This window comes from Stenotrophomonas sp. ESTM1D_MKCIP4_1 (assembly GCF_003086895.1).
Classification (GTDB): Bacteria; Pseudomonadota; Gammaproteobacteria; order Xanthomonadales; family Xanthomonadaceae; genus Stenotrophomonas.
Genome location: NZ_CP026004.1, coordinates 2,339,120 through 2,355,981, shown reverse-complemented (window position 1 = coordinate 2,355,981; position 16,862 = coordinate 2,339,120). Strand labels below are relative to the sequence as shown.

General features: G+C 66.4%; 12 protein-coding genes. 10 read left to right on the top strand and 2 right to left on the bottom strand.

The annotated features are described in order from the left end of the window. Positions 1–95: 95 nt before the first annotated feature. Positions 96–1,352 carry an ectonucleotide pyrophosphatase/phosphodiesterase gene (locus C1924_RS10845; protein ID WP_108765302.1) on the bottom strand — a complete coding sequence of 419 codons (1,257 nt, stop codon included), beginning with the start codon at positions 1,350–1,352 and terminating at the stop codon, positions 96–98. A gap of 154 nt (positions 1,353–1,506) precedes the next feature. On the opposite strand from C1924_RS10845, the gene C1924_RS10840 reads away from it, so the two are divergent. The 8 genes from C1924_RS10840 (at position 1,507) to glgX (ending at position 14,195) form a co-directional block, all read left to right on the top strand. After that, positions 1,507–1,800 carry a hypothetical protein gene (locus C1924_RS10840; RefSeq protein WP_254051116.1) on the top strand — a complete coding sequence of 98 codons (294 nt, stop codon included), beginning with the start codon at positions 1,507–1,509 and terminating at the stop codon, positions 1,798–1,800. A gap of 340 nt (positions 1,801–2,140) precedes the next feature. Beyond that, positions 2,141–3,607 (top strand): glycogen synthase GlgA, encoded by a 1,467-nt coding sequence (glgA, locus tag C1924_RS10835; RefSeq protein WP_254051275.1) that lies wholly within the window; start codon positions 2,141–2,143, stop codon positions 3,605–3,607. Beyond that, positions 3,604–5,838, top strand: coding sequence for a 1,4-alpha-glucan branching protein GlgB (glgB, locus tag C1924_RS10830; RefSeq protein ID WP_108765301.1), 2,235 nt, complete (start codon positions 3,604–3,606; stop codon positions 5,836–5,838). Before glgA ends, glgB begins: the two co-directional genes overlap by 4 nt. Continuing rightward, complete coding sequence (treZ, locus tag C1924_RS10825) at positions 5,835–7,556, top strand: malto-oligosyltrehalose trehalohydrolase (protein WP_108765300.1); 1,722 nt, start codon at positions 5,835–5,837, stop codon at positions 7,554–7,556. Before glgB ends, treZ begins: the two co-directional genes overlap by 4 nt. After that, a complete protein-coding gene (locus C1924_RS10820) occupies positions 7,553–9,391 on the top strand; it encodes a 4-alpha-glucanotransferase (protein WP_108765299.1) in 1,839 nt (612 codons plus the stop codon). Before treZ ends, C1924_RS10820 begins: the two co-directional genes overlap by 4 nt. After that, a complete protein-coding gene (treY, locus tag C1924_RS10815) occupies positions 9,388–11,928 on the top strand; it encodes a malto-oligosyltrehalose synthase (protein WP_108765298.1) in 2,541 nt (846 codons plus the stop codon). Before C1924_RS10820 ends, treY begins: the two co-directional genes overlap by 4 nt. Beyond that, the gene (locus C1924_RS10810) at positions 11,915–12,088 is read left to right on the top strand and encodes a DUF2934 domain-containing protein (protein WP_108765297.1); all 174 of its coding nucleotides are present in this window, start codon (positions 11,915–11,917) and stop codon (positions 12,086–12,088) included. The genes treY and C1924_RS10810 overlap by 14 nt, the downstream gene beginning before the upstream one ends. Beyond that, positions 12,075–14,195, top strand: a complete 2,121-nt coding sequence (glgX, locus tag C1924_RS10805; protein WP_108765296.1) for a glycogen debranching protein GlgX — start codon at positions 12,075–12,077, stop codon at positions 14,193–14,195. Before C1924_RS10810 ends, glgX begins: the two co-directional genes overlap by 14 nt. A gap of 60 nt (positions 14,196–14,255) precedes the next feature. On the opposite strand, the gene C1924_RS10800 is transcribed toward glgX, so the two are convergent. Beyond that, positions 14,256–14,669, bottom strand: coding sequence for an OsmC family protein (locus C1924_RS10800; RefSeq protein ID WP_108765295.1), 414 nt, complete (start codon positions 14,667–14,669; stop codon positions 14,256–14,258). Positions 14,670–14,867: 198 nt separating this feature from the next. Between C1924_RS10800 and C1924_RS10795 the strand changes: the two genes are divergently transcribed. Further along, positions 14,868–15,269 (top strand): response regulator, encoded by a 402-nt coding sequence (locus C1924_RS10795; protein ID WP_108767033.1) that lies wholly within the window; start codon positions 14,868–14,870, stop codon positions 15,267–15,269. Between the two features lie 21 nt (positions 15,270–15,290). Further along, complete coding sequence (locus C1924_RS10790) at positions 15,291–16,856, top strand: HWE histidine kinase domain-containing protein (RefSeq protein WP_108765294.1); 1,566 nt, start codon at positions 15,291–15,293, stop codon at positions 16,854–16,856. The last annotated feature ends 6 nt before the right edge of the window (positions 16,857–16,862 follow it).

The following is a 16,862-nucleotide window of genomic DNA, read 5'->3' as shown; positions in this document are numbered from 1 at the left end:
CCGTACCGCGCAACCGGCCCGCCGCGGAAGCGGTGTGCGACGAAGCCACCCGCGCGTGCGACGAAGGCGGGCAGCGTACCGATGAAAGCGCCGGCTCAGTGCTGGCGCAGCACGCCATCAAACGTGGTGGGGTTTCCATCATTGGCCGCCGCAGGCACGTTCAACAGCCGGGCCAGCAGGGGATAGACATCCACGTTGTCGAAACCGCCGACGGTCCTGCCGGTGGCGAACGAGGGGCCCATGGCCACGAACACCGCGCGCATGGACGGCAGCGTGTTGTCGTAGCCATGGGTGCCGCGATAGTCGTGCGCGTGGCGGGCCAGCAGGTCGGGTGTCAGCGCATCCCAGCCTTCGTCCATCTCGCACACGATGGGCGGCGTGCGCGGGTGCTGGCCGTACTGCCAGCGCGGCGGCAACGCGACACGCTGCCAGCACTGGTAATGATCGTGCCGGCCCAGCAGCGCCTGTTCGGCGTCGTGTTCTCGGCCGGGTGCAGGGGTAAAGCCGACCGGCTGGCCCACGCTGGTGGCCACCGCAATGGCCGGGTCGACCATGCGCTCGGTATTGATCACCTGGCCCTGCGGCAGCGCTGCCATGCCGTGGTCGGACACCAGCACGATGTTGGTGCCCGCAGCGAGACCGCGCGCCTGCAGGCCATCGAGCACCTGGCCGATGATGGCATCAGCGCGCTGGATGGCCTGGCGGTACTCGGCCGAGTCCGGGCCGTAGGTGTGGCCGGCCTTGTCGACGTTTTCCATGTACAGCGTGGCCAGGCGCGGGGACTGCGGGCCGGTCTGCGCAAGCCAGCCCAGGACGGTCTGCACACGGTCTTCCAATGCGATGGTGCGGTCGTAGGCCTGCCATTGGCTGGGGCGCACACCCTGGATGGCGGCCTCGCTGCCGGGCCACGACCAAGTGGCGGTATGCACGCCGGCCTTCTCGGCACTCACCCAGATCGGCTCGCCGCCCCACCAGCGCGCATCGGTGACGGCCGCCGGGTCGTGGATCTCGAACCGGCCCAGCTGCGGGTCGCGCATGCTGTTGTGGATGATGCCGTGATGGCCGGGGCGCAGGCCGGTCACCAGAGTGTAGTGATTGGGGAAGGTCAGCGACGGATAGGACGGGGTCATCCAGCGTGCGCGGACGCCTCCGTCGATCATGCGCTGGATGTTGGGTGTCAGGCCGCGATCCAGTGCATCGGCACGCAGGCCGTCGATGGAGACCAGCAGCAACCGTGGCGATGCTGCAACGGCCGTGGAGGCGCGGGCGGCGGCGGGGGGGTGAGGCGAAGGCGTGCTGCAGGCCATCAGGCACAGCACAGCCATCGAAGCGCAGAGAAGGCGGAAGTTCATGGCCCATCCTAGCCAGAGGTGATGACAACGCTAGGACGGATGTGGCGGCGTGCGTTGCGGGTAAAATAGCCGCTGAAAACGCCGCTACCGTAGTTGAACGCATGCCCCATGTTCCCGTTGATTCCCCGTCCGCACGCGTGTTGGGTGCCACCTCGTGAAGGTTGAACTGCAGCAGCAGGCCATGCGCCTGCACCTGGAACACGGCGAGCTTTCGCGGCTGATGGGCGGTGAAAGCATCGAGAACCTCACCCGCTTCGGCGGCAACGGTGGCTGGGCGCTGGCCGTCTCCCTGCACGATGGCGACCAGGCCGTGCTCCTTGATGGCGGCACCGACTGCAGGCTGGTGCTGCCGCGTGCGGCGGTGCAGGCGTTGGGCGACGGGCAGGCGCTGCAGCGTGCGCTGGACCTGGACGACGGCACCGTCCTGCAGTTGCAAATGGCTGTGTAGACAGCTGAACCAGCGATGCGTGGTAGCCAGCCACCACGCTCCATTACGCACACCATGACGGGCCGCGCGAGCCATGCGCGCGTCACCCGGTGAGGGGTGTCACGCAAAAATCGCCTGTGCTTCACGGTTGTTTGATATGCAACCGTGCACATTCGCACTGAGCCTACGCAGACGTCCCCCACGTTCCGCGACGACTTCCCTTCCAGCATCAGCGCCCAATCGGGCGCCGCTGGCGTCTGCCTGACTGATTCAGAGAAGTGCCATGGCCCTCGACTTCGTCGCCGATTCGCTGCATGACACCGTTGCAGAACCCCTCCTGCCCGCGACTGCCGTCGTACCGATCGGGACACGCCGGGGCTCTTCACAGCCAGTTGAACTGCCGGAACTCGTGCAGCGGGTTCTGTTTGTTGCAACTGAAATGGCCGACTTCATCAAGGCGGGCGGGCTGGGCGATGTAGCGGCGGCGCTGCCGCGTGCGGTGCGCGCCGGCTGCGATGCGCGCGTACTGCTGCCGGGCTACCCGGAAGTGCTGCAGCGTCTGCCGCACCTGCGTGAAGTGGGCCGCGTGGAAGGTCGTGCCGGCCTGCCGGCCTGCACCGTGGCAATGGCCTTGCAGGCCGACGGTCTGCCGATCTACGTACTGCTGTCCCCGGCGCTGTACGAACGCGAGGGCTCCCCGTATGTGGATGCGCAGGGGCGCGAGTGGCCGGACAATGCCGTGCGGTTTGCCACGTTGTCGCACGCCGCAGCGGAACTGGCCGCCGGGCGTGCCGGACTGGACTGGAAACCGCAGTTGCTGCACCTGAATGACTGGCCGGTTGCCATGGCAGCGGCGTATGTGCGCTGGGACCGCACGGCGGTTCCGACCCTGCTGACCATTCACAACCTTGCCTACCAGGGCCTGTTCCCGTTTGCCTTGGCTCCCACGCTGGGTATTCCGGCCGAACACCTGGACGAACTGCATTTTCATGGTCACATGTCCTTCCTGCAGGGAGGCATCACCAATGCAACCCGCCTGAACACGGTCAGCCTGCGTTACGCGCAGCAGATCACCGCTGCCGAGGACGGCTGCGGACTGCACGAGCTGCTGGCACGGCGCGCGGCGGGCGGGCACCTCAGCGGCATCGTCAACGGCATTGATGCCAGCTGGGATCCGCGCCGGGACATTCACCTCAAGGCCCGTTTCAGCATCGGCCAGAGCACCGGCCGGCAGACCAATGCGCAGGCGGTACGCCAGGCCTTCGGCCTGCAGCCTTCGCAGGGCCCCCTGTTCGCCGTGGTCTCGCGCCTTGTCCATCAGAAGGGCCTGGACATCACCTGCGATGTCGCCCCGCAGATCGTGGCGGCTGGCGGCCAGCTGGTGGTGATCGGTGGTGGCGAACCGCAGGTCGAGGCGCAGGTGCAGGCACTGGCGCAGCGCTTCCCGGGCCGGGTTGGCGCCTTCATCGGCTTTGAAGAGGGGCTGGCACGGCAGATGTTTGCGGGTGCCGATTTCCTGTTGATGCCTTCGCGCTTCGAGCCGTGCGGGCTCAGCCAGATGTATGCGCAGCGGTTCGGGTGCCTGCCGATTGCCCATGCCACGGGCGGTCTGGTCGACACGGTGGAAGACGGCGTGACCGGGTTCCTGTTCCACGGTGCGAACGCTGACGGGCTTCGCCGCTGCGTTGAACGAGCCATGCGCACGTTCCGGCTGCCGGTGCTGATGCAGGCCATGCGCCGCGCCGCGATGCTGCGGCCGGGTGGGTGGGAAGCTGCCGGCAGAGCCTATCTGGCGCTGTACCAGCAGACCTGCCAGGTGGCCGCATGAACGAGGAAGGACGGGGCGTGGTCGATTTCGAGTACGGAAGCGAAGTGCTGGGCGAAACGGTTGTAACGTCAAAGTGGGAGCTGCAGGCGCTGGTGCAGGGGAACCCAGCCGATGCGTTTGCCTTGTTGGGGCCTCACATTGATGCCAAGGGTGAACGTCTCATCCGCGTGCTGGTACCCCATGCGCAGCGGGTGGAGGTGATCGAATCAACGGGTAGCCGCTGGGATCTTCGCCCTACCGATCTGCCGGGTCTGTATGAGGGGCGCGCGGGCGCCGATGCGATTCCCCTGCTCGTGCTGCACTTCGCCGAGGATGTGCAGCAGGTGCATGACGCCTATGCGTTCGGACCGCTGCTGGACGAGGCGCTGCTGCAGCGCATGCACCACGGTGATGCGGAAGCGATACGCGCCCTCGGCGCCACGGAAATGACCGTGCAGGGCGTCGAAGGTGTGCGTTTCGCGGTCTGGGCGCCGAATACCCGGCGCGTGGCTGTGGTCGGTGACTTCAACGGCTGGGATGGTCGTCGCCACCCGATGCGGTTGCGCCACGCTGCGGGCGTGTGGGAACTGTTCGTGCCCGGTGTGAAGCCGGGGGCGTGCTACAAGTTCCGCCTGATCGGCGCGGATGGCCAAGGCCTGCCAGACAAGCTGGACCCGATGGCCCGCTGGGCCGAGCGCTCTCCCGCCACCGCGTCGCGCGTCGCGTCCTCCGAACCCCTGCAGTGGAACGACGCGGGCTGGTTGCAGCGCCGTGCCCAGCTGGGCATCAACGCGCCGCTGTCCATCTATGAGGTACATGCGGGGTCCTGGCAACGCGGTGACGATGGCAGCGTACTGGACTGGGACGCGTTGGCGGACCGGTTGATTCCTCACGTGGCCGGACTGGGTTTCACCCATATCGAGCTTCTGCCGATCAGCGAGCATCCTTTCGGCGGCTCGTGGGGCTACCAGCCGCTGGGCATCTACGCGCCGACCGCGCGCTATGGCACCCCGGAAGCGTTCGCCCGCTTTGTAGACCGCTGCCATCAGGCCGGTCTGGGCGTGATCGTTGACTGGGTCAGCGCGCACTTCCCCGACGATGCCCATGGCCTGGCCCAGTTTGATGGCACCGCGCTGTATGAACATGCAGACCCGCGCGAGGGGAAGCATGCCGATTGGGATACGTTGATCTACAACTATGGCCGCAATGAGGTCGCTGCGTACCTGATCGGCAGCGCGCTGGAGTGGATCGAGCGCTTCCATATCGACGGGCTGCGCGTGGATGCCGTGGCGTCCATGCTGTATCGCGACTACAGCCGGCCGGAGGGGCAGTGGGTACCCAATGCACTGGGCGGCCGCGAGAATCTGGAGGCCGTTGGCTTTCTGCAGAAGATGAACCAGACGCTGCGCGGGCGCTTCCCCGATGTCCTGGTCATCGCCGAGGAAAGCACGGCGTGGCCTGGGGTCACCCACGCGGTTGCAGACGGTGGGCTGGGCTTCACCCATAAATGGAACATGGGCTGGATGCACGACACGCTGCACTACCTGCAGCGCGATCCTGTGCATCGCCAGCATCACCACAGCGAGATCAGCTTCGGTCTGGTCTACGCGTTTTCCGAGCGTTTCGTGTTGCCGCTTTCACATGATGAAGTGGTTCATGGCAAGGGCTCGTTGCTCGGCAAGATGGTCGGGCACCGCGACCAGCAGTTCGCCCAGTTGCGTGCCTATTACGCCTTCATGTGGGCGCACCCCGGCAGCAAGCTGCTCTTCATGGGCGGTGAGTTCGGCCAGGCTGGCGAATGGGCCCACCAGCGCGGGCTGGAATGGGAGCAGGCGGCGAGTGCCGAGGGTGGTGGGTTGATGCGGCTGGTGGGTGATCTGAACGCGCAACTGCTGAAGCAGCCGGCCCTGCATCGCGATGAACGGGACGAACGCGGGTTTGCGTGGAGTGTTGCCGATGACAACCGCAACAGCGTCTATGCCTTCATCCGCCAGGACCCTGAGGGCCGTGCGCCTGCAATGCTGGTTGTCAGCAATTTCACCCCCGTGCTGCGCGAAGGCTACCGGGTGGGTGTACCCGAGGCTGGTCTGTGGTCGGAACAGTTGAACACGGATAGCCACCACTATGCAGGCGGCAATAGAGGCAACCTGGGTGCGGTGGCCACCGAAGCGCGGTCCATGCATGGGCATGCGCAGTCGCTCCGCCTGACCCTGCCGCCGATGTCCACGCTGTACCTGCAGGTCATTGCATGAGCGCGGGCGCGCGCCTTGGCGCATGGCCGGCAACAGATGGGGCGGTGGACTTCCAGCTCTGGGCCCCGGATGCCGAGCAGATTGAGCTGGTGCTGGGTGAATCGGCCCGTCCCATGCGGCGCCAGGCCGATGGACTGCACTGGCTGCGCGCCCCGGCCGCGCACGGCGATCGCTACCGCTTCCGTCTGCCTGATGGCGCGGAAGTGCCCGATCCTGCGTCCCGCTGGCAGCCGGACGGCATCGAAGGCCCCAGCGCCGTGCTGTCGGCAGACGTCTACGACTGGCAGACGCAGGGCTGGAGCGGTGTGCCCTGGCAGGACATGGTGATCTACGAAGTGCATGTAGAGGCGGCCGGTGGCTTTGCCGCACTGACGGAGCAGCTGCCGATGCTGGCCGCCACGGGCATCACCGCCATCGAACTGATGCCGGTGGCGCAGTTTCCCGGTACCCGCAACTGGGGCTATGACGGCGTGTTTCCCTATGCGCCGGCACAGGCGTATGGCGGGCCGGAAGCGCTTAAGCGCTTTGTTGACGCGGCCCACGCCGCGGGCCTGGCCGTACTGCTGGATGTGGTCTACAACCACTTCGGGCCACAGGGCAACCATCTGGCCCAGTATGCCCGCCGCTTCTTCCACCTCGGGCGCAGCACGCCGTGGGGTGAGGCCATCGACTTCGAGCAGCGCTACGTGCAGCGCTTCTTCATCGACAACGCGCTGATGTGGTTGCAGGAGTACCGGATTGACGGCCTGCGCCTGGATGCGGTGCACGCCATTGATGACGATCGCTTCCTGCAGCAGTTCAGTGATGCGATCCGGGCTGAAGTGCCCCACGCGCACCTGATGCTGGAGAACGAGCGCAACCAGGCGCGTTGGCTGCGGGGTGCCTACCAGGCGCAGTGGAATGACGACTTCCACAACGCGCTGCATGTGCTGTTGACGGGCGAGCACGAAGGCTACTACGCCGCTTACGCAGGGCGTGCCGAGGCGCTGTTCGCGCGCTGCCTGGCCGAAGGATTCGCGTGGCAGGGTGAGCCCGATCTGCACGGCAGGCCGCGTGGGGAACCCAGTGCCGATGTTCCGCCTGCGCGGTTCATTGTGTTCGCGCAGAACCATGACCAGGTGGGCAACCGTGCATTCGGTGAGCGGCTGAACCAACTGCTCGGCCCGGAGGCGCTGCGTATCGCCACGGCACTGACCGTGCTGACGCCCATGGTGCCTCTGCTCTTCATGGGGGAACCGTGGCAGGCACGTTCGCCGTTCCTGTTCTTTACTGATTACCAGGCGCCGCTGGATGAGGCGGTACGCGAAGGACGCCGCCGCGAGTTCGCGGGCTTCAACGCCTTTGCCGATGCCGCATCGCGGGCGCGGATTCCCGATCCGAACGATCCTGCGACCCTGGAGGCCTCCCGCGTACCGCCACCCGATGATGGGTCCGATTGGCAAGGTGCACTGGCATGGCTGCGCGATCTGCTCGCATTGCGCAAACGCTATCTGCAGCCCGGCCTTGAACAGGCACGCTCCCTGGGGGCGAAGGTTCTTGGCCAAGGGGCGGTGCAGGCAGGCTGGCAACTACCCGCCGGCCAATGGTGGATCGCCTTCAATACCGGCCGTGAAGCCGTAGCTCACTCACTTCCCGACGGCGAGCCGCTGTTGCGTCTGCCGACTGGCGAGATGCTCCAGGCCGGCGGTGGGCTGCAGCTGCGCTGGCTGCCGGCATGAGCGGGGATGCGGCGCTCCAGGCAGCCGCGCGCGCGGCCGGTCTGATGCCACAGTGGGAGGATGTATCCGGCCGGCAGTGCGAAGTCGCGCCCGAGGTCCTGCGTGCAGTCCTGCAGGCGCTGCAGCCGGGTTCGGACGCGCCGGGCAGCCCCCTGTACACAGCGGTCTGCGGGGAACCCTTGGTATTGCCGGGTGCTGCCGGTCCTGCGCGCTGGGTGAACGATGCCGGTGAGACGGTCGAAGCACGGCAAGACGACGCCGGGCGATGGCACGCCCCCGTGCAACCGGGTTACTGGCACTGGCAGCACATGCAGCAGAGCATCGCGGTTGCGGTTGCTCCGCCGAAGGCCTGGTGGCCTGTGCAGGTAGAGCGCGGCTGGGGTCTGGCCGCCCAGGTCTACAGCTTGCGGTCCGCAGGGGATGCCGGCATTGGTGACAGCGCAGGTTGTGCGCCCTGGCTGCAGCGGCTGCGCCAACACGGCGGCGACGCACTGGCGCTCAGCCCGATGCATGCGGGCCTGGCACCCGATGCCGGTTTCAGTCCGTACTCGCCCAGCGATCGGCGCTGGCTCGATCCGTTGCAGGCCTCGTTGCTGCAGGCGGTTCCGGACGCAGCCCGCGCCGCTTTGGACGAGGATCGGCACCTGGCCGACGCCGTGGATGCCGGCACCGCGACGCGGCGGATCGACTGGGAAAGCGCCGCCGACCTGAAGTGGCGCTGGCTGCGGTCGACCAGGCTGCAACTGCAGCAGTCGCAGCCCGGCCTGTGGGCCGAGGTCTGCCAATGGGAAGCCGCAGCGGGGCCCGCACTGCAGGACTACTGTTCTGTGGCTGCCGGCGCCCGCAGCGGAAGTGCGCTTGACCATGCCTTCGCGCAGTGGGTTGCGCAGCGGTGCTGGATGCAGCTGCATTCCCAGGCACGTAACGACGGCGCCGCCATCGGACTGATTGCCGATCTGGCGGTGGGCTGCGCGCCCGGCGGTGCGGAGGCGCGCTCACAGCCGGACGCGATGCTCGCGGGCCTGGAACTGGGTGCGCCGCCCGATGCATTCAACAGCCAGGGTCAGGCGTGGGGAATCACCGGCTTTTCGCCGTTGGCCCTGCGCAGGCAAGGCTATCTGCCCTTCATCCGTCTGCTGCGGGCGGTGATGGCCCATCGTGGCGGCGTGCGCATCGACCATATTCTGGGTCTGCATCGGCTGTGGGTGCTGCCGCAAGGCGCATCCGCCAGCGAGGGCGTCTATCTGCAGTTCCCCCTGCAGGATCTGCTCAACCTGCTGGTGCTCGAATCCTGGCGGCACCGCTGCGTCGTCATCGGCGAGGATCTGGGCGTGGTTCCCGCGGGCATTCGCCAGCAGCTCGCTGCGCGCGGCGTGCTGGGCCTGGATGTGCTGCCCTTCACCCGCGATGCGGCGGGCTTCCTGCCGGCATCGCGCTGGCGCCGGGATGCTGTCGCCATGCCTTCCACGCACGATCTGCCGCCGCTTGGCGGGTGGCTGCGCGCGCGTGATCTGCGCTGGCGGGCGCGCCTGGGTGAAATCGAAAACCTTTCTGCAGCGCTGGATGAGCGCCGGCACGTTGCGGCGGCACTGGCACAGATCGTAACTGGAGATGACGTGGAAGACGAAGCGCTGGATCTGCTGGCCAGCACACCCTCGCGGCTGGCATTGCTCCCCCTGGAAGACGCGCTGGGCCTGCGCACCCAGGTCAATCTACCGGGGACCGTCGGCGGCCACCCCAACTGGCGGCGTCGGCTGCCGCAGCACTGGGACGAAGCCGCGCTGCAATCGCGGCTGCAGCGCGTCAGCGCAGACCGTGACGGAGTGACGGCATGACCGCACTTCGCGCCACCGCCCGACTGCAGCTGCATGCCGGCTTTGACTTCGATGCTGCAGCGGCACAGGTGAACTATTACGCCGCGCTCGGCGTCAGCCATCTCTACCTTTCGCCGATCGCCGCGTCGATGCCGGGTTCCACCCATGGCTACGACGGCATCGATCCAACGCGTATCAACCCCGAGCTGGGCGGTGAGGCTGCTTTCCTGCGGCTGGCACGGCGTGCCCGAGAAGGCGGGTTGGGACTGATCCTGGACATCGTGCCCAACCACCTGGCGGCTGCCCCGGAAAACGCGTGGTGGGCGGATGTGCTGATGCATGGACGCCGCAGCCGCTATGCCCAGTGGTTCGACATCAATTGGGATGCCAGCGGTTGTGGCCAGCGGCTGTGGCTGCCGGTGCTGGAACGGCCGCTGCAGGAGGCGGTACAGGCCGGGGTGCTGCGTGTCGAAGAGGCGGGCGATCAACCCTACCTCTTCCATCACGCGCTGCGCCTGCCGCTCTCACCACGCAGCTATCCACTGCAGCCAGGTGCGCGGCAGAACTGGATTGATCGCTGCAATCGTTCGGTCGAGCGCATGCACACATTGCTGCAGCGCCAGCACTACCACCTGGCGTGGTGGCGCACCGCGGGTGACCAGGTCAACTATCGGCGCTTCTTCGATATCACCGCACTGGCCGCCCTGCGGGCCGAGCGGGAAGACGTCTTCTTTGCCGTCCACGCGCTGCCGCTGAGGCTGGTGCGCGAAGGCTGGGTCGATGGCCTGCGCATCGACCATGTCGATGGTCTGGCAGATCCCGGTGCCTATCTCGCGCGGCTGCGCGCAGACCTCGATGAGGCCGCAGCGGAAGCTGGCCGGCGTGGCCCGGATATCACCCTGCACGTGGAAAAGATCCTCGCCGAAGGGGAGGTATTGCCACAGGAATGGGCGTGCGACGGTACCACTGGCTACGACTTCATGGACCAGGCCGGGGCCTGGCTGCATGATGGCACCGCTGCCCAAGCGCTGGGCCAGCAATGGCAGGCCCGCTCAGGTGACCCGCGCGGCCTGGATGAGGTGCAGCAGGCCGCCCGTGATGCACTGCTGGATGGATCGCTGCATGCGGACCTGCGGCGTCTGATGGAGTGTGTGAAGCGGTCGATCGGCGAAGCCGCCGCAAGCGGTGATATCACCGATGCCACGTTGCGCAGGACCGTGTGTGCGTTGCTGCGCCACTATCCAGTCTACCGTCTCTATGATCTGCGGATGCCGGCAGAGCGGCGCGTACTGGCCCAGGCCGAGACGGCAGCGGCCCGGCAGCTCGATGCCTCGGGGCGCGCCGCCCTGGCGCTGCTGGTAGCGGCACTGCAATCGCCCGCATCGCAGGAACTGCGCGTGCGGATCGGTCAGCTCTCGGCACCGCTCAATGCCAAGGCGGTGGAGGACACCGCCTTCTACCGCTATTACCGGCTGCTGTCGCGTAACGAAGTGGGCAGCGATCCGCAGTGTGTCGGTCTGGCGGGTGAAACGCTTCTTGCGTTGGCCGAGGCCCGTGGACGCCAGCACCCGCGGGCCCTGCTGGCCCTGGCAACGCACGACCACAAGCGTGGTCCGGATACACGCGCCCGCTTGGCGTTGATCAGCCGCGACGTTCTCGCGTGGCAGGCGGCCCTGGCTGACTGGGAGCAGCGGTGCGCGACTGCCGCGATGCCCATGCCACTGCCCGCAGCCGAAGGCTACGCACTGTGGCAGGCGCTGGTGGGGGCGTGGCCGATGCACGGCGCGCCAGAGGAAGACTTCGTGCAGCGCATGGACCAGTGGATGCGCAAGGCGTTGCGCGAGGGCAAGCGGATCAGTAACTGGTCGGACCCGGATCTGGATCTGGAGAACGAGACCCAGCAGTGGCTGCAGGCGCTGACGCAGTCCAGCGAGCTTGAGGGAACCCGCAACGCGCTTGCATCCTTTGTGCGCTCACTTGCAGCAGCGGGCGCCAGCAACGGCCTGGCACAGCTCGGCCTGCAGCTGTGCCTGCCGGGTGTGCCCGACATCTACCAAGGCACCGAATTCTGGGATCTCAGTCTGGTCGACCCTGACAACCGCCGTGCTGTGGATTTCGCACTGCGCGCACAGGCGCTGGCTGATGATCGGCCATGGTCGCAGTTGCTGCAGGCATGGCACGAAGGGGCGCCCAAGATGCGCCTCCTGTCACGACTGTTGCAGGCTCGGCGCCAGTACCCCGCGCTGTTCATCCATGGCGGCCTGCGCAGACTGCATCAGCCCGCCGCGGACACGCTGGTGTTCCTGCGCGAACATGCCGGGCAGACGTTGCTGGTCGCGGTCCGCAGGGCAAGCGTTGCGCGTTGCCCGGGTCCGGGTCTTGCGTGGAAGGAATATGCGGGCCGCGTCTTCGCGGAGCTGCCGCAACGGACGATGCGCAATGTGCTGGACGGCCGTACGGAAGATTTCAATGGATCCGCTGCCGAAGCGCTGCTGTTCGCAGGCAGCCCGGTGGCGGTGTGGATCAGCCAGGAGAGTGGGGCAGATGGACAGCAGTGAACGACGCCGCCGCATTGAGATGCTGGCACACCAGATCTGGGAGGCGGAGGGCCGCCCCGATGATCAGCAGCAGCGTCATTGGCATATGGCCGAGCGCCTTGTACAAGCAGAAATAGCCGCGGCCACTGCCAGTGAGGACGACAGCGATGGCAGCGCGTAAGTGGGTGCAGAGCTCGCGCGTACGCGAGGGCAGGCCGTTTCCGCTGGGTGCGACCTGGGATGGGCTCGGGGTGAACTTCGCGTTGTATTCACGGCATGCAACCAAGGTCGAACTGTGTCTGTTCGATGCGCGCAACCGCGAGATCGAGCGCATCGCGCTGCCCGAATACACCAATGAAGTGTGGCATGGCTACCTGCCGGACGTGCGTCCCGGCCAACGCTATGGGTACCGTGTGCATGGGCCCTATGCACCCCAGGAAGGCCACCGGTTCAATCCCAACAAGCTGCTGCTCGATCCCTATGCCAAGCAGATCGTGGGCGAGCTCAAGTGGGCACCGCACCTGTTTGGCTACACGCTGGGGCACCGTGATGCCGACCTGAGTTTCGACCGCCGCGACAGTGCGCCGTACATGCCCCGCTGCGCGGTGATCGACCCGGCGTTCAGCTGGGGCAGCGAGCGTGCGCCGGCCACGCCCTGGGACCGCTCGGTGATGTACGAGGCGCACGTACGCGGGTTGACCATGCAGCATCCCGGTGTGCCCCAGGCAGAGCGCGGCACGTTCTCTGCACTGCGGCACGATGCGGTGGTGGACCATCTGGCGTATCTGGGTGTAACCGCCATCGAGCTGTTGCCTGTGCATGCCTATGTGGATGACCAGCAGTTGCTGGAACGTGGCCTGCGCAACTACTGGGGGTACAACACCATCGGCTTCTTTGCGCCCCAGCCGCGCTATCTTTCGCTGGAAACAGTGGCCGAGTTCAAGCAGATGGTTGCCCGGCTGCACAACGCGGGCATTGAGGTCATTCTGGACGTGGTCTACAACCACACCGCGGAAGGCAATGAACTGGGGCCAACACTCTCGTTCAAAGGCATCGACAACGCGAGCTACTACCGTCTGGCCGACGACCGCCGCTTCTACATCAACGATACCGGCACCGGCAACACCTTCGACCTGACCAATGCCGGTGCCCTGCGCATGGTGATGGATTCACTGCGGTACTGGGTGACCGAGATGCGCGTCGATGGATTCCGCTTCGACCTTGCAACCATTCTCGGCCGTGAGCGGCATGGCTTTGACCCGTCCGGCAGCTTCCTCGATGCGGTGCGCCAGGACCCGGTGCTGAGCCAAGTGAAGCTGATTGCCGAACCGTGGGACATCGGGCCCGGCGGGTACCAGCTGGGACAGTTCCCTCCCGGGTGGGCCGAGTGGAATGACCGGTTCCGTGACACGACCCGTGCGTTGTGGCGCGGCGATGCGGGTCAGTTGCCGGATTTCGCGGCGAGGTTCACGGGCTCTGCCGATCTGTTCGACCATCATGGGCGCCGCCCGTCGGCCAGCATCAACTTGGTTACCGCGCACGATGGCTACACCCTGCATGACCTGGTGAGCTACAACGATCGCCATAACGAGGCCAATGGCGAGGACAACCGCGATGGCCATTCGCACAATCTGTCGTGCAACCACGGCGTGGAGGGCGATACCGAAGATGCGGACATCCTTGCCCTGCGCTCGCGGCAGATGCGCAACCTTCTGGCCACGCTGCTGCTGGCGCAGGGAACTCCAATGCTGCTTGCCGGCGATGAGTTCGGCCATTCCCAGCAGGGCAACAACAACGCCTACTGCCAGGACAACCCGCTGAGCTGGATCGACTGGGAGCGCGCCGCGCAGCCGGGCCCGCAGGCGCAGGCTGCATTCGTGCGCCGTGCATTGGCGTTGCGGAGGCGGTATGGGCTGCTGCGGCGCAATCGCTTCCTGACCGGTGACTACGATGAATCGCTTGGAATGCGCGACATCGAATGGCGTCGGCCGGACGGGGAGGCGATGAACGAGGGCGACTGGCACAGCCCGGAGCAGCGTGCACTGCTGATCGTGCTGGACGGCCGCAGCCCCGACAGCGGTCTGCGTGAACCTGGTCGCCACGTCAGCCTGGCGCTGTTGCTGAACCCAAGTGAGCAGGTCCAGCGGTTCAAGCCCTCCGATGAAACCCTGTCGTTCCGGCGCGTGGTGCTGCAGACCGATGACGCACCACTGGAAATGGATGACGAAGGCCAATGGACGCTGCCAGCCAGAAGCCTGTGCCTGCTGGCGTCAAGCAGCGCAGCCTGACGGCGCGTAGCGCATGGGGTCAGATCCGTTTCCAACAGGAAACGCCTCTGACCCCGTTGCTCACTCGGAAACGGATCCGACCCCGTCACCGCGCTCGCTGGTGATACGGGCGCCTTCGCGCATCACCAGGGTCACCGGGGTCTTCTCGACGACTTCCAGCAGTCGCGTCCACTGGGCGTCACTGAGTTCGGCACTGGCGTGCAGCACGCGGTGCACGTGCAGGCGGCCATCCTCATCGCGCGTAGAACGCAGTTCGGCCTGGAATTCGCCCAGGTCCCAGCCCTTGCGCTGGGCGTACATGCGCAGGGTGATGGCGGTGCACGAGGCCAGCGATGCCAGGTACAGATCGAAAGGGGCGAAACCACGGCCCTGACCGCCCAGGGTGGCCGGTTCGTCGACGTCGACGCTGAAGGTGCCGTTGCTGACGTGGTGCAGGTAGTTTTCGGCGGTGGAGGTGATGCGGGCGTAGGCCATGGGGGCTCCGAAGCAGCGGCGGATGGGGGTGTGGGGATTCTCCACCATCTGCCGGGCCGGCGCATGGCACCGTAGAGTCGAGCAAGCTCGACACTACAGGGGAGGGCGCTTGGCGGGGTCGTCACGCGCTCTTGTGGGCCGATTGGTCACCCTTCACCTGTAACAGACGGGTGTGCCGCCTGGACAGGAGTGTTGTACGTGTTGGAAGCCGTTGATATTCCGGGGCGGCAAGGGGTGCGTGTGCTTGTGGCGGAAGATGAATTCGCCATCGCCATGTTCCTGGTCGACTATCTGGAACTCAAAGGCGTACACACGGTAGGGCCCGCAGGCGACCTCGCCGCGCTGGACCGGCTGGTGGATGAGCACCCCATCGATGTCGCCCTCCTGGATATCAACCTGGGTGGCGAGCAGGTCTACCCCTTGGCGGACCGCCTGGCCGCGGCCGGCATTCCCTTCCTGCTCACGTCCGGCTACGACGACAACGTGCCCAGCCGGTTTGCCGATGTTCCACGCTGTGCAAAGCCCTACCACATCCAGGCGCTGGTCCAGCAGCTTGAGACCTTGGTGCATGCCCGACGGGCAAGTGCCGGCGGACGTTGAGGGCACTGCGTGGGTAACCGGATGGAACTGAGTTCTCCCATTGCCACGACACCGGTTTTGCCGGCGTCTCCGCCGCTGCACGCTCTGCGTGGTGGCATGGCCGAGCGCATTGCTGCGAAGGACTGGTCGGCTACGCCCCTCGGTGACCGTAACGACTGGCCGCCGCACCTGCGGGCGACCGTCGATCTGATGCTGGCCCATGGCTTTCCGATGATCGTGCTGTGGGGCGAAGAGCTGGTCCAGTTGTACAACGACGGCTACGCCGAGATTCTGGCCGACAAGCACCCGGCCGGCCTGGGCCAGGCCACCCGCATCTGCTGGCCGGAGGTGTGGCACATCAATGGACCCATCTATGCCCGGGTCTGGCAAGGCGAAACCATCACGTACGAGGACAAGCTTTATCCGCTTGCCCGGCAAGGCGTGCTGGAAGACATCTGGTTCACCATCACCTACAGCCCCATTCGTGACGCGTGCGGGCGCATCGACGGCGTACTGGTCACCATGTTCGAGACCACAGCGGCGCACACCGCGCACGCTGCGCGCGAGCAGGAACAGCGACGCCGGCGGCAGAGTGATGAGCGCCTGTCACTGGCATTCCAGATGCTGCCGGTGGGGCTGTGTATCGTCGACACCGAAGGGCGGGTACTGCAATCCAATGAGCAGATGCGCGCCTACCTGCCTACGGGCCAGCTGCCCTCGCGGGACAACGACAACATGCCGCGCTGGCAGGGCTGGCATGAAGATGGCAGCCCGATCGGCCCCGAAGACTTTGCCGTTGCCCGGGCACTTCGTGGCGACACGGTGGTGCCAGGGCTGGAATTCCAGTTCACCCACGAGGATGGCCAGGTGCGGTGGACACGCATCGCGGCGGCGCCGCTGCGGGATGCGCAGGGCGACGTCACGGGTGTGTTTGCCATCGCCATCGACATCGATACGCTGAAGCGGGCCACCGAACGGCAGGCCGTGCTGCTGGCCGAACTGCAGCACCGGGTGCGCAACATCATGGCGATGATCCATGCCATTGCATGGCGCACCCAGGAAACCGTGAGCAGTGTCGAGGAGTATGCCGAGCGGCTGTGCGGGCGGCTGATGTCGCTGGCCCGCACACAGGCGCTGTTGACCCGTGCGGACAACGCTGGGGTCTGCCTGCGCAACATGCTGGACGAGGAGATATCGGTGCAGGTACATCGATCCGGCCTTTACCTGCTCGATGGTCCCGACGTGTTGCTGCCGCCCAAGGCCGCCGAAGTGCTTTCGCTCGCCGTGCATGAGCTGGTGACCAATTCCCTTAAATACGGGGCCATCCGAAGGGATGGCCGTATTGATGTCTCGTGGTCGGTGCAGGCGCAGGAAGGGACACACCCCTGGCTGGCACTGCACTGGAATGAGCGGCACCCGTCCGTGGAGAACTGGTCGCGGCCGCAGCGCCGGGGGCTGGGGTGCTCGCTCATCGAGAGGCGGGTGCCTTACGAGCTGGCTGGCAGTGGTCAGCTGCAGTTCCGTGCGGACGGCGTGGAGGCACACATCCGGTTCCCGTTGCGCGACCGGGACAGCCTCCTGCAGACCGACGCGCCAGCTGCGGGCTGAAGCGGC

Coding starts and splice junctions, on each gene's coding strand:
- glgX (WP_108765296.1), top strand. CDS start 12,075: ATGGCAGCGCGTAAGTGGGTGCAGAGCTCGCGCGTACGCGAGGGCAGG.
- C1924_RS10790 (WP_108765294.1), top strand. CDS start 15,291: ATGGAACTGAGTTCTCCCATTGCCACGACACCGGTTTTGCCGGCGTCT.
- C1924_RS10800 (WP_108765295.1), bottom strand. CDS start 14,669: ATGGCCTACGCCCGCATCACCTCCACCGCCGAAAACTACCTGCACCAC.
- C1924_RS10820 (WP_108765299.1), top strand. CDS start 7,553: ATGAGCGGGGATGCGGCGCTCCAGGCAGCCGCGCGCGCGGCCGGTCTG.
- treZ (WP_108765300.1), top strand. CDS start 5,835: ATGAGCGCGGGCGCGCGCCTTGGCGCATGGCCGGCAACAGATGGGGCG.
- C1924_RS10810 (WP_108765297.1), top strand. CDS start 11,915: ATGGACAGCAGTGAACGACGCCGCCGCATTGAGATGCTGGCACACCAG.
- C1924_RS10845 (WP_108765302.1), bottom strand. CDS start 1,352: ATGAACTTCCGCCTTCTCTGCGCTTCGATGGCTGTGCTGTGCCTGATG.
- glgB (WP_108765301.1), top strand. CDS start 3,604: ATGAACGAGGAAGGACGGGGCGTGGTCGATTTCGAGTACGGAAGCGAA.
- treY (WP_108765298.1), top strand. CDS start 9,388: ATGACCGCACTTCGCGCCACCGCCCGACTGCAGCTGCATGCCGGCTTT.